This is a genomic window from Ruegeria sp. AJ12, assembly GCF_056536245.1.
Genome location: NZ_JBQFJJ010000001.1, coordinates 3,056,437 through 3,069,230, shown reverse-complemented (window position 1 = coordinate 3,069,230; position 12,794 = coordinate 3,056,437). Strand labels below are relative to the sequence as shown.

9 protein-coding genes, 1 tRNA gene and 1 pseudogene are annotated in these 12,794 nt (G+C 57.3%); 5 read left to right on the top strand and 6 right to left on the bottom strand.

The features are described 5' to 3' along the window. Window positions 1–8: 8 nt before the first annotated feature. Window positions 9–209 (top strand): annotated as a pseudogene (locus ACR3E0_RS15295) (IS3 family transposase); the annotation flags it as partial. Between the two features lie 301 nt (window positions 210–510). Here ACR3E0_RS15295 and ACR3E0_RS15290 read toward each other — a convergent pair. Then, on the bottom strand, window positions 511–1,008 hold the full coding sequence (locus ACR3E0_RS15290; protein WP_480479662.1) for a phosphate-starvation-inducible PsiE family protein: 498 nt from the start codon (window positions 1,006–1,008) through the stop codon (window positions 511–513). 422 nt (window positions 1,009–1,430) lie between these two features. Here ACR3E0_RS15290 and ACR3E0_RS15285 point away from each other — a divergent pair. The 4 genes from ACR3E0_RS15285 (at window position 1,431) to ACR3E0_RS15270 (ending at window position 6,577) form a co-directional block, all read left to right on the top strand. Next, window positions 1,431–1,504: transfer RNA gene (locus ACR3E0_RS15285), tRNA-Gly, on the top strand. A gap of 269 nt (window positions 1,505–1,773) precedes the next feature. After that, window positions 1,774–3,594 (top strand): ABC transporter transmembrane domain-containing protein, encoded by a 1,821-nt coding sequence (locus tag ACR3E0_RS15280; protein WP_480479661.1) that lies wholly within the window; start codon window positions 1,774–1,776, stop codon window positions 3,592–3,594. 157 nt (window positions 3,595–3,751) lie between these two features. Continuing rightward, complete coding sequence (locus ACR3E0_RS15275; RefSeq protein WP_480479660.1) at window positions 3,752–5,641, top strand: acyl-CoA synthetase; 1,890 nt, start codon at window positions 3,752–3,754, stop codon at window positions 5,639–5,641. A gap of 12 nt (window positions 5,642–5,653) precedes the next feature. Further along, window positions 5,654–6,577, top strand: a complete 924-nt coding sequence (locus ACR3E0_RS15270) for an alpha/beta hydrolase (protein ID WP_480479659.1) — start codon at window positions 5,654–5,656, stop codon at window positions 6,575–6,577. A 10-nt stretch (window positions 6,578–6,587) separates the two neighbouring features. Here the strand turns inward: ACR3E0_RS15270 and ACR3E0_RS15265 are convergent, their stop codons facing one another. From ACR3E0_RS15265 to ACR3E0_RS15245, 5 genes are all read right to left on the bottom strand, one after another. After that, window positions 6,588–7,424 (bottom strand): alkaline phosphatase family protein, encoded by an 837-nt coding sequence (locus tag ACR3E0_RS15265; RefSeq protein WP_480479658.1) that lies wholly within the window; start codon window positions 7,422–7,424, stop codon window positions 6,588–6,590. Window positions 7,425–7,578: 154 nt separating this feature from the next. Beyond that, window positions 7,579–9,216 carry an ABC transporter ATP-binding protein gene (locus ACR3E0_RS15260; RefSeq protein ID WP_480479657.1) on the bottom strand — a complete coding sequence of 546 codons (1,638 nt, stop codon included), beginning with the start codon at window positions 9,214–9,216 and terminating at the stop codon, window positions 7,579–7,581. Next, window positions 9,213–10,028, bottom strand: a complete 816-nt coding sequence (locus ACR3E0_RS15255) for an ABC transporter permease (RefSeq protein ID WP_480479656.1) — start codon at window positions 10,026–10,028, stop codon at window positions 9,213–9,215. Before ACR3E0_RS15255 ends, ACR3E0_RS15260 begins: the two co-directional genes overlap by 4 nt. Beyond that, window positions 10,025–10,981 carry an ABC transporter permease gene (locus tag ACR3E0_RS15250; RefSeq protein WP_480479655.1) on the bottom strand — a complete coding sequence of 319 codons (957 nt, stop codon included), beginning with the start codon at window positions 10,979–10,981 and terminating at the stop codon, window positions 10,025–10,027. The genes ACR3E0_RS15255 and ACR3E0_RS15250 overlap by 4 nt, the downstream gene beginning before the upstream one ends. Before the next feature lie 15 nt (window positions 10,982–10,996). After that, the gene (locus tag ACR3E0_RS15245; RefSeq protein ID WP_480479654.1) at window positions 10,997–12,580 is read right to left on the bottom strand and encodes an ABC transporter substrate-binding protein; all 1,584 of its coding nucleotides are present in this window, start codon (window positions 12,578–12,580) and stop codon (window positions 10,997–10,999) included. Window positions 12,581–12,794: the final 214 nt, after the last annotated feature.

The following is a 12,794-nucleotide window of genomic DNA, read 5'->3' as shown; positions in this document are numbered from 1 at the left end:
GTAACCGGTGGCGCAAGCAATATGGTGGGATGGGAGCCGGCCAACTGAAGGAACTGAAACCCCTACAGAAAGAGGATGAGCCGCTGCGAAAGGCCGTGTCGGACCTGACCCCGGATAAGCTGATCCGAAGTGAGATGGAAGTATCAGAACGTCGGACCTGCCGGGTGTTGGGGCTGCATCGATCGACTCAAAGCTGCTCTCCCCGAGGCCGGGAAGACGAAGGTCGTTTCGTAGCGGGCATGGCCGGCCTGGCCCGGCTATATGGCGGCTATGAATACCGCCCGCGCCGCCGCCCTGGAGAAAACACTACGACACCAAAAGACCACACAGCGCATTCGGTTATCGGCCACCAGCCCCTGAAACCATCGTCTCGATGGACCAGAGGCCAGTCACGCACTGACAATCACTCCGGACCAGTTAAATCGGGCCAATCCTGTTCCGTCCCGGCATCAACTCTGTATTGCATTTCCATGTTGTATCAGTGTCGGCTTGACCTTGAGATAGGGTCTGTCAACCATCGCTCATTGCCGTGCTTTTCGTGGGATCAGCCGTAATGTCCTTGTTCAACCGGACACTGAAAGCTGGTGTTTTATGTACAAGCCAATAAGCGACACTGGCGGTTATCACCAGAGCCGCCAAGCCTAACAATTCCAGAGGTTCTGTCTGTTCCATGTCCAGAATAATGACCTTCCGCGCCACCGCCATGAGCGCGGTGGCGATCACGATCTTAACGTGGATAATATCTTCCCGCAGATAGATTGTGATGTTGATGAAGATTTCGATTGCGATCAAAACCGCCATGAATGCGCCGAATGTAGCCAGAATGTCGGGGATGGTCAGAATGAATGCCGGTGGTTCCAAGACACGCTGATAGAGGGTCCAGGCAACGTCGACGACACCCATCAAGATCACGGCAACCATCATGATCGCCAGCAATCGAACAGCCCAATAGATGATGTATTGCAGCGCTATGACAAGCGGTTCCTTATTGGGGCCTTGATCGTGCATTTTTTCCTCCTGGCTACTACACGGACGCATTGTTCCCGTCACAGAAATAGCAAGATAGTGGCGGTGAAACCCGTTGATAAGCGGTGATTTCTACGCGGCTATCTGACGCGTCAGGAGGTAGTTGGCCTTCTCGGTCAGCGACTATGGGGCACACTCAAACTTGGAGGCGCAGCAAGCTGTCCGAAGTGCTGAATGCGGCACTTCTCAGAAGGTCCTTCTCCTTTACATTGGGTGAGTTGGACAATCTCCGGAGTTGGAAGGTGCCGAGAAGACCCGGATTCATGGACATCAATGAAGAACACAAGACAATGCGTGAAGCGCGGCTTTTGACCAAAAACTCAAAACGAACCAACATTGTTGCCCTGAACCAAAACGCGCTCTTGACGTCAAAATTCACATGAAATAGGTGATGTCTCTGTTGAGCGGGCGTTGTGTAGTGGTAAGACCTTAGCCTTCCAAGCTAATGACGCGGGTTCGATTCCCGCCGCCCGCTCCAATCCGATTTTTCAAAAACTGCTTTGCACCATTAGAATAATTTTAACGTGCGATCTGCAGGTTTGATATACTTTTCTTTTCAAGAGCTTGAGGGCAACAGCAACCCTTGTGATCTGGGTTTCGCCCCGGGTTGGCGCTTTTGGCTAAGTCAGAGACTTCTGCGTCAAATGGCCGTTGCCGCTCTGGAATCCGCGTCGTGTCGCTTGACCCCGGGTGCCGCTGCGGCCAAGAAACGTGCAATCAGGACCGTTGAGGAAACACAGACCCGACATGGCTAGAAACACTGCTGCCAGCCCGATGACAACTCCTGCGCCCGGAGCCAGCGAAGAAAGAGCGGGATCGAAGAAACTGGGCGTTCTGGCCTCACTTTGGCCGTTTATGAAACCGTATAAGCTGCTGATGGTCGGTGCCACACTTGCTCTGATCCTAACGGCGAGCATGACCCTGACGCTTCCGCTTGCCGTGCGGCGCGTCGTCGACAATTTCCGTATTCAGGACGGAGAATTGCTGGACTGGTATTTTCTCGGGGCGCTGGGCATTGCCGCCATCCTCGCGGTTGGCACTGGCATCCGTTACGCTCTGGTGACCCGACTGGGCGAACGCGTGGTGGCCGATATTCGCAAGGCCGTGTTCGACCGCGTTATCGGCATGAGCCCGGAGTTCTATGAGCGCATTATGACCGGCGAGGTTCTGAGCCGGATTACCACCGACACGACGCTGATCCAGTCGGTGCTCGGGTCGTCGGTGTCGATTGCGCTGCGGAACATGCTGATGTTTGTCGGTGGGCTGGTTCTGATGCTCCTGACATCGCCCAAGCTGACCGGGCTTGTGCTTTTGTTGATCCCTGTGGTTGTCGTTCCAATTCTTGTACTGGGCCGTCGCCTGCGCGTGATCAGCCGTGAGAATCAGGACTGGATCGCCGCGTCATCGGGTAACGCCGGCGAAGCCTTGGGCGCTGTACAGACGGTGCAGGCTTTTACCCACGAACAGGCCAGTCGCACCCAGTTTGGCGACATGACCGAGACGTCCTACCTGGTGTCATTGCGGCGTATTCAGACACGGGCCGTGCTGACCGTCATTGTCATCTTTCTGGTTTTTTCCGGCATTGTCGGGGTTCTGTGGATGGGGGCAAACGACGTGCGCAACGGTGTCATGACCGAGGGGGTCTTGATCCAGTTCGTGATTTACTCGGTCATAATGGCTGGGTCTGTCGCAGCGCTGTCCGAAATCTGGAGCGAGCTTCAGCGCGCCGCAGGTGCGACAGAACGGCTGATCGAGTTGCTGAACGCCGAAGATATGGTCTCTGACCCTGCGCAGGCCAACGCATTGCAGCAACCCGTCCGGGGGGAAATCAGTTTTGATGATGTCACGTTCCGCTATCCGGCGCGTCCGGATGTCGTGGCGCTGGACCACCTTTCATTGCGCGTAAGCCCCGGTGAGACGGTCGCTTTTGTTGGCCCGTCAGGGGCCGGCAAGACGACTGTGATACAGATGATCCAGCGGTTCTATGACCCGAATTCCGGCAGCGTCAGGCTGGATGGCCAGGACTTGCGCACCCTGGATCGCGCCGACTTTCGAGCGCATATGGCCTTGGTGCCGCAAGACCCGGTGATCTTTGCCGCCTCGGCCCGGGAAAACATTCGATTTGGCCGCCTCGATGCCACAGATGCCGAAGTTGAGGCTGCTGCCAGGGCTGCCGCTGCGCATGATTTCATTTCAGCGCTGCCGGACGGCTATGACAGCTTTGTCGGTGAGCGTGGTGTGATGTTGTCGGGTGGGCAGAAACAGCGCATTGCCATTGCCCGCGCGATCCTGCGCGACGCACCGGTACTGTTGCTGGACGAGGCGACGTCGGCGCTGGATGCCGAAAGCGAACGCGCCGTGCAGGGTGCGGTGGACCAGATGCGCGCCGGGCGCACAACGCTGATTGTCGCCCATAGACTGGCAACGGTGAAAAAAGCCGACCGGATCGTGGTGATGGAAGCGGGTCGGATCGTTGCGGAGGGCAGCCACGATGACCTGGTGGCGCAGGACGGTCTATATGCACGATTGGCGCGTCTTCAATTCACCGATGGTGTTGCCGCCGAGTAAAGTGACGTACGGGCAGACCGCCATCCGTCGCAGCGTCATTCTACATTTTCTGCCGTTCAGTCGCTAAGCCCTTGCTTGCGCTGCCTTGGTTGTGGTCCCATCTTAGGATGGATCACAACCGTGCCGCGCGCAGGAGAAAAACAAGGGGAGGAGCCACATGGCCTTTGTGGGTCTAGAAGACAAAGTACGGATCGAGCAGGAAATGCCGTGGGAAGATCGCGACCTGCCGGTTACGTTTCACCAATTGCTGTCGCGGACGGCTGAGAAATTTCCAAACCACAATGCAATCAGTTTTCAGCTGTTCTCTGGCCCAAAAGACAAGGCGGAAACGCTGACATGGTCCGGTTTGCTGGGTCAGGTCAATCAGGCGGCAAACCTGTTTCGGTCCTTGGGTGTTGGTGAGAAAGATGTGGTCGCCTATGTGCTGCCCAACTGTACCGAAACGCTTGTGACAATGATGGGCGGTGCGGTGGCTGGAATCGTCAACCCGATCAACCCGCTTCTGGAACCCGAACAAATCGCGGCCATCTTGCGCGAAACCAATGCAAAGGTGGTTGTCACGCTGAAATCCTTCCCGAAAACGGATGTGGCGCAGAAGGTCGAAGAGGCGGTTCGCCATGCGCCTCACGTCCATACTATTCTGGAAATTGACCTGAACCGTTATCTGACGCCGCCAAAATCCTGGCTGGTGCCCTTGCTGCGCCCAAAAATGGGCGACAAGGAACATCTGGCCCATGCGGATTACAAGAATTTCAATCAGGAACTGGCCAAGCAACCGACGACGTTGACTTTTGAAGACAGCAAGGAAGATCGCGTCGCGTGTTACTTTCATACCGGTGGCACGACTGGTATGCCCAAGGTCGCGCAGCACAAGTATTCCGGCCTGGTCTACAATGGCTGGCTGGGCCATACGCTTCTGTTCGACGAAAACGACGTCATCATGTGCCCGCTGCCGATGTTCCACGTCTTTGCCGTGCATGTCATCATGATGGCTGCAGTTTCGTCTGGCGCGCATGTGATTTTCCCGACGCCTCAGGGCTATCGCGGGGACGGTGTGTTCGACAACTTCTGGAAGCTGATCGAACGCTGGAAAGTGAGCTTTATCATTACCGTTCCAACGGCGATCTCCGCCAAAATGCAGCGACCGGTGGATGCGGATATCTCCTCCGTCAAAACCGCATTCTCTGGATCGGCACCGCTGCCGGTTGAACTGTTCCGCCGCTTCGAAGAGGCGACAGGTGTGACCATCGTTGAAGGCTATGGCCTGACTGAGGCCACTTGTCTGGTGTCCTGCAACCCAGTGGACGGTGAGAAAAAGATCGGCTCGATCGGTTTTCCCTTCCCGTATACGGATGTCAAAATCCTGCGGGACGGACCGGACGGTCCCGCCGAATGCCCTGTGGACGAGATCGGCGAAATCTGCGTCTCCAACCCGGGTGTGTACCCGGGCAATACCTATACCGAAGCGGACAAGAACACCAACCTTTACCACTATGACAAATACCTGCGCACCGGCGATCTGGGACGGTTTGACGAGGATGGGTATCTGTGGATCACAGGTCGGGCAAAGGACCTTATTATTCGGGGCGGCCACAATATCGATCCCGCCGAGATCGAAGAGGCCCTGCTGGGCCACGAGGCGGTCGCTTTCGCTGGGGCCATCGGTCAGCCGGACGCCCATTCGGGCGAGGTGCCCTGCGCGTTTGTCGAATTGGTCGAAGGCGCGTCAGTCACCGAAGACGCGTTGATGGAGTACTGCAAAATCCACGTGCACGAACGTGCGGCGCAGCCCAAACATATGACGATCCTGTCTGAGTTGCCAAAAACGGCCGTTGGCAAAGTCTTCAAACCCGAGTTGCGCAAACAGGCGATCACCCGGATCTACAACGGTGCGCTGGAAGCGTCCGATGTTGCCGCACGGGTTGTGTCCGTAATCGACGACAAGAAACGCGGGCTCGTTGCACAGCTTGACGCGAACGGCTCCTCCGAGGACGATGTCAGCAAGGTGCTGGGATCGTTCACCCGGCCGTGGGAGTGGACTGACTGATCTGGAGGGGCGATGGACTATGAGCGTCTGATTGACGAGGAAACCTGGGGATTCATTCGTCGGACTGCAGAAAGCTATCCGGACGACGCGGTTGACTTGTCCATCGCCGATCAGCGGCGCGTTTATGACGAGATGTGTCGTGAGTTTCGCCAGAGTCGCCCGGTTGGTGTAAGTGCACAGGACGGGTCGGCGGACGGTGTGCCGGTCCGTATCTACACGGCCGGAGATCCGACCCGAACCGTCGCCTATTTTCACGGCGGCGGTTTTGTTGTGGGCGGTCTCGACAGCCACGATGATGTATGCGCCGAAATCTGTGCGCAGACCGGGTATCGTGTCATGTCCGTAGATTACCGACTATGTCCCGAGAACGTGCACCCGGCACAGTTTCAGGACAGCTGTGCCGCGGTGGAATGGGCGGCTCGAGAATTCTCGGCCCCTATGGTTTTGGCCGGTGACAGCGCCGGGGGCAATCTGGCGGCCGCCGTGTCACACTATAGTCGGGGGCGCGAGGCGACGATCCTGGGGCAGGTTCTGATCTATCCCGGTCTGGGGGGCGACACGTCCAAAGGCTCTTATCTGGAACATGCCCATGCTCCGCTTTTGACCCGGCACGATGTTCAGTTTTATGAAAAGATGCGGTTTGGCGCAGATGTGCCAAAGGGCGACGCGACCGCCGCTCCCCTGCAGGATAGCGATTTCACCGGTCTGCCGCCGACCGTCGTGGTGACAGCTGACTGTGATCCGCTGCGAGACGATGGGCGGGCCTATTGCGAAAAGATCGCTGCAGCGGGCGGGCAGGCGCACTGGATCAATGAACTGGGGTTGGTTCATGGATACCTGCGCGCCCGTGCAAGCGTAAAGCGGGCGGCGGACAGTTTTGAAAGGATTTCCGTCGCAATCGAGGCACTGGGGCAGGGCATCTGGTCTTACGACTGAAACGTCCCGCTCAAGTCAGAAACGGCTGAGCTTTCATTGTGTCCGCAATCGGCGCACCCATGCGGTTCAAGATGGTCGGCGCCAATTGTAGCTGGTCGATCACGTCGTCGGCCTCTGGCCCCGCAGCATCCCCGAAGTAGTACAGGGCGGTTTCCTGCTGCAGTGGGTCGCGACCGCCATGATGACCCCGGTCATCCTGACCATGATCGGCCGTCACGATCACCTCATAGCCAAGCTGACGCCACCGCGGGATAAAGGGGGCAAGCATCTCATCCATGACAAAGCAGGCGTGGTCCATTTCCTGGCTTTCATGGAAATACCGGTGTCCCATGCTGTCCAGGGTGCAGGTATGCAGGATGCCATAGTCCAGACCAAAGCGCAGGCACAGGTTGGTGAGCGTTGCAAACAGGTCCACATCTGACGGCGTCATCTGGTTGTCTTTTCCATAGCCGGTCATTGTGTGAAACCGTCCATGGTTGATGCTGCCGCTGTCCGGTTCGTCGTATTCGACGTCGCGGACATAATCGAACGGGTGGCGGTTGAAGAACTGCGACCAAAAGCTGTGCGTCACGGCCCCGGTTACCCCACCGGCTTCGCGCACCTGGCTGAAAATGTCTTTGTGCTTCAGGCGAAAGACATTGCCGTTGCCGGTGCATCCGTGTTCCTGCGGCGGGACACCGGTGTGGATCGAGGCATAGCAACTGGCCGAGATTGAAGGCAGCACCGCGCGGTGTTTCCAGACCTGCGCGTCGCCGCGTTGAACCCAGCCTTCGAGGTTACCAAAAAGTCGACGGAAATTGCGCCAGGGAACGCCATCTAAGATGATCAGAAGAAGTTTACGGTCCATGTTTCGACCTCCTTGACGCCAACTGGAAGGTAACTGGCAACAGTCAGGAGACCTGAAGCGCCAATTCGTGCCTGTGTAAAGGTAATCCCGCCGCCGATTTCGCACCTTGACGCCGGGATTTGAAGTTTCGTTCGAATATGAAGAAATGCCGGGATCAGTTGCCGGCACTCTCCATTTTGCGGTGCGCGACGACCTCTTCCAGCCAGCCAAGATGCATCTCGGGGACCGAGCTGAGCAGCAGGTCGGTGTAGTCGTCGAACGGCGGGCTCAGGACTTGCGACTTGGGTCCATAGCGGACCACGCGCCCCTGATACATCACCGCGATGCTGTCACTAATGGCGCGGACAGTGGCCAGATCGTGGGTGATGAACAGGTAAGCCACATCCTCGATCTTCTGCAGTTCCAGCAGCAGTTTGAGAATGCCATCCGCAACCAGCGGATCGAGCGCCGAAGTGACCTCGTCGCAGATGATCATCTTGGGCTTGGCCGCCAGTGATCGTGCGATACAGACACGCTGTTTCTGGCCACCGGACAGCTCCGCCGGATAGCGATCCATGAACTTTTCACCAAGTTCAATTTCGTCCAGCAGTTCGATGATCCGCTTGCGTTTTTCGGCACCGCGCATGCCAAAGTAGAACTCCAATGGCCGCCCTATGATCGTGCCAACGGTCTGGCGCGGGTTCATCGCAACGTCGGCCATCTGGTAGATCATCTGCAACTCGCGCAGGTCTTCACGTGTGCGGCCCTTCAGATCAGGGCTAAGCTTGCGCTCGGCAAAGTTAATCTCACCATCAAGTGGCGGCAGCAGACCAGTGATCACACGTGCCAAAGTGGATTTTCCTGAACCGGACTCACCGACCACCGCGAGTGTTTGCCCCGGATGCAACTCGACATTGACGTTGTGCAGAACGTCGAAATTCAGCCCTTTGTAGCGCGCGGTTATGCCGTCGACACTGAGCACGGGTTCGGGTGTCGGCTGCTTTTCTTCGTGCTCGATCGAGCGCACCGAGACCAGCGCCTGCGTGTACTCCTCCTGCGGGTTGTTGATGATCTGGTCGGTAGTGCCGTATTCGACCATGTCACCCATGCGCAGCACCATGATGTCGTCGCTGACCTGTGCAACCACGGCCAGATCGTGCGTGATATAGAGCGCGGCGACCCCGGTGTCGCGAATGGCTTCTTTGATTGCCATCAGGACATCGATCTGAGTCGTCACATCCAGCGCCGTGGTCGGTTCGTCGAACACCACTAAATCCGGCTCGGGACACAGCGCCAACGCAGTCATGCAACGCTGTAGCTGACCGCCGGAGACCTGGTGGGGGTACCGCTCTCCGATATTGTCCGGGTCTGGAAGGCCGAGTTTGGTAAACAGTTCACGCGCACGACCTTCGGCCTCTTTACGCGAGAATTTCTTCTGCTCAACCGCCGCTTCGATCACCTGATCCATGATTTTCTTGGCGGGGTTGAACGAGGCTGCGGCGGATTGCGAGACATACGTGACCTCGCCACCCCGTAGCTTGCGGATATCACCCAAGGATGTCTTGAGGATATCGCGCCCGTTCACCCAAACCTCACCGCCGGTGATTTCAACGCCGCCTCGGCCATAGGCCATGGATGCCAACCCGATCGTTGACTTGCCAGCACCGGATTCACCGATCAACCCCAGCACCTTGCCGCGCTCGAGATCAAAGCTGACCCCGTGCACGATTTCGATGTCATGGGGTTTTTCTCCCGGTGGATAGACAGTCGCGCCGATTTTGAGGTTGCGGACCTTGAGAAGTGTATCACTCATCCCCGGCCTCCTTTCAGCGAAGTGGTGCGGTTCAGGATCCAGTCCGCCACGAGGTTGACCGAGATCGCGAGCGTCGCGATGGCGACAGCGGGATAAAGCGCCGCGCCGATGCCATAGACAATGCCGTCCTTGTTTTCTTTCACGATGCCGCCCCAATCGGCCAGAGGCGGCTGAACACCCAGACCCAGAAAGGACAGGGTCGAGACAAACAGAACCATAAAGATGAACCGCAGCCCAAGTTCGGCTACCAGCGGTGACAAAGCGTTGGGCAGGATTTCCCGGAAGATGATCCAGGCCTGACGCTCACCCCGCAGTTTGGCGGCTTCGACATAGTCCATCACCGCGATATCAACGGCGACGGCGCGGGCCAGACGATAGACGCGCGTTGAGTCCAGCAGGCCCATGACGATAATCAGGACCGGAATAGTGACGGGCACCATGGCCAGAACCACCAGCGCGAAGATCAGGGTCGGGATGGACATGATCAGATCAACACCGCGTGACATGACCTGATCGGCCCAGCCGCCCAGGACGGCGGCCAGAAAGCCAAGGATCGATCCGGTCACAAAGCTTAGGATCGTTGCAGCGGTGGCGATGAAGATCGTCGTGCGCCCGCCATAGATCATGCGGCTGAGCAGATCGCGCCCGATATTGTCGGTGCCCAGCCAGAATTCTGAACTGGAGGGCTCCCAAACGTCGCCAACAACTTCGGCCATGCCGTACGGGGCCAGCAGGGGTGCAAAGATCGCGATGAAGAAATACAAGCCGGTAAAGCCCAACCCGATCAATGCAGAGACAGGGATGTTCTTCATTTCGGATGCCTCAGCCTTGGGTTGGCCAGAATGGCAACGATGTCTGCAACCATGTTCAACCCGATATAGATCGCGGCAAAGATCACACCGCAGGCCAGGACAACCGGAACGTCACGCTTGGTCACATGGTCCACAAGGTACTGCCCCATGCCGGGATACACGAACACCACTTCGACCACGACAACACCGACCACCAGATAGGCCAGATTGATCATCACAACGTTGACGATGGGTGCCACCGCGTTTGGAAAAGCGTGGCGGTAGATGACCATGAAGTTGCTCAGACCTTTGAGTTCAGCCGTCTCGACATAGGCCGATTGCATCACGTTCAGGATCGCGGCACGGGTCATGCGCATCATATGCGCCAGCACAACCATGGTCAGAACGATGACCGGCAGCGCAATCGAGTTCAGTTTTTGACTCAGTGTCATACTGTCATTGATCATCGCAAGCGGTGAGAACATGCCCAGTTTCACGGCGACGAAATAGACCAGTACGTAACCAATCAGGAATTCTGGAATGGAAATGGTGGTCAGCGTGACCGCTGAAATCAGCTTGTCCGGCCAGCGGTTGCGATAGCGTACTGCCAGCAGGCCAAGGAAGATGGCCAAAGGAACGGATACAATCGCAGCCCAGAACGCCAGAAACAGAGTATTGCTCAAACGGCCGCCAACGGATTCGGCAATGTCGAGCTTGTTGGTCAGAGACTGACCCAGGTCGCCTTGCAGAATGCCGCCCAGCCACTCAAAGTAGCGGGTCAGGGCAGGGCGGTTCAGCCCCATTTCTTCGCGCAGGTTTGCAAGGGCCTCTGGGGTGGCGGACTGCCCCAGGACGGCTTGCGCGGCGTCTCCGGGAAGGGCTTCGGTCAGGCCAAAAATCAGGGCCGAAGCGCCGAACAGCAAAAGGAGTCCCAGCGCCAAGCGCTGGGAAACCAGTTTGATGATGGGATGCATGATCCGTAGTCCGTATCAGACGAACCACATTTTGCGGGAAACGTTGCCGTTCATCATTTCCTGCGTTGGATCAGTTTCCCAGCCATCCAGTTGGTTGCTGATCCCTTCTACAAAGTCGTTGAACATCGGGCAAATCAGGCCGCCTTCGTCACGGACCATGCGGCCCATCTGGCTGTAGATACCTTTGCGTTTCTCAGGGTCGAGTTCCGCCTTTGCCGCAAACAACAAGTCGTCAAACGCTTGAACCTTAAACCGCGTGTCATTCCAGTCTGCAGTAGACAGATATGCAGTCGAGTACATCTGGTCCTGAACCGGACGGCCGCCCCAGTAAGACGCACAGAACGGCTGAACGTTCCAGACCTCGGACCAGTAGCCATCATTGGGCTCACGCTTGATCTCCAGCGGAATTCCAGCCTGCGCTGCGGTCTGCTGGAACAGAGCAGCAGCATCTACAGCACCCGGGAACGCACCATCGGCAACACGCAGAATGATCGGCGACCCATCGTGGCCGGACTTCTGGTAGTGTTCCGCCGCTTTTTCAACGCTGAATTCACGCTGCTCAATGGTCTCGTCGAACAAAGGATAAGCCGCATTGATCGGCATGTCGTTTCCGATCGAGCCGTATCCGCGCAGAATTTTGTCAACCAGGTCCTCGCGGTTGATTGCATATTTCAGCGCTGTCCGCAGTTCGTTATTGTCGAATGGCGCAGTGTCACAATGCATGATGAAGACATAGTGACCACGACCGGCGGTCGAATGCACTGTCAGGTTTGGAGCACGGCCCAGAAGGTCGGCGACTTTGGGCTCGACCCGGTTGATCGCATGGACCTGACCCGACTGCAGTGCAGCGGTACGGGCCGTTGCGTCGTTGATCACGACCACTTCGACACTGTCGAAGTTGCCATAGTCGCTCCAGTGGTTTTCGAATTTCGTGAACACGTGACGTACGCCCGGTTCGTCCACTTCCACCTTGTAGGGGCCGGTGCCGATACCCGCGCCGGGGTTTTCCATGCCGCCATCGGGTTGAATGATCAGGTGGTAATCGGCCAGCAGGTAAGGCAGGTCGGCGTTCGGTTCTGTCAATGTGACCTGAAAGTTGTCGCCATCGGCCTTCATCGACTCGATGCCCTTCATGATACCCAGAGCACCGGATTTTGAATCTTCGTTCGAGTGACGTTCCATTGTCTTCAGAACGTCTTCGCTGGTCATGGTCTTGCCGTTGTGGAACTCAACGCCCTGACGCAGCTTGAAGGTCCAGACCTTGGCATCGGCGCTGCCTTCGACGCTTTCGGCCAGGCGCGGTTCGATGGTGCCATCCGGCGCCACTTCGACAAGCTGATCACCAAACTGCTTGCCGTTCTGGAACGGCACCGAGCTGGCATATGTGGCCGGATCCAGCGAGTTGGTCGATTCACCGCCTTGCAAACCAAATTTTAGATCGCCGCCTTTGTTGGGGCCAGCCGCGCGCGCGGCGCCGGCGAACACTGTACTGGCTACGGCTGCGGACACACCCAGGGCGGCTGCCTTGCCCATGAATTCGCGGCGGGTCAGTTTCCCGGCGGTCACCTGGCTTGCCATGAAGTTGAGTTGGTCGTTCATCCAAATTTCTCCCTGTTTGTTGGATTTGCCGCCCTCTCCGGGCTTTTTATTGACGCATGAGTCAACGTTGGCGTATTTCAGTCTACCGGGCAAGGTTTATTGTTTTGCAATGATCACGGCGGCCAACCGGACAAAACTGTCGCTCTTTACGCACCCTGGGTTGGTGGAAATCAGGTCTCCTTGGCGTTTTGCGGCAGTCTTTCGATGTTCGTGG

Coding starts and splice junctions, on each gene's coding strand:
- ACR3E0_RS15265 (WP_480479658.1), bottom strand. CDS start 7,424: ATGGACCGTAAACTTCTTCTGATCATCTTAGATGGCGTTCCCTGGCGC.
- ACR3E0_RS15260 (WP_480479657.1), bottom strand. CDS start 9,216: ATGAGTGATACACTTCTCAAGGTCCGCAACCTCAAAATCGGCGCGACT.
- ACR3E0_RS15245 (WP_480479654.1), bottom strand. CDS start 12,580: ATGAACGACCAACTCAACTTCATGGCAAGCCAGGTGACCGCCGGGAAA.
- ACR3E0_RS15280 (WP_480479661.1), top strand. CDS start 1,774: ATGGCTAGAAACACTGCTGCCAGCCCGATGACAACTCCTGCGCCCGGA.
- ACR3E0_RS15250 (WP_480479655.1), bottom strand. CDS start 10,981: ATGCATCCCATCATCAAACTGGTTTCCCAGCGCTTGGCGCTGGGACTC.
- ACR3E0_RS15255 (WP_480479656.1), bottom strand. CDS start 10,028: ATGAAGAACATCCCTGTCTCTGCATTGATCGGGTTGGGCTTTACCGGC.
- ACR3E0_RS15275 (WP_480479660.1), top strand. CDS start 3,752: ATGGCCTTTGTGGGTCTAGAAGACAAAGTACGGATCGAGCAGGAAATG.
- ACR3E0_RS15270 (WP_480479659.1), top strand. CDS start 5,654: ATGGACTATGAGCGTCTGATTGACGAGGAAACCTGGGGATTCATTCGT.
- ACR3E0_RS15290 (WP_480479662.1), bottom strand. CDS start 1,008: ATGCACGATCAAGGCCCCAATAAGGAACCGCTTGTCATAGCGCTGCAA.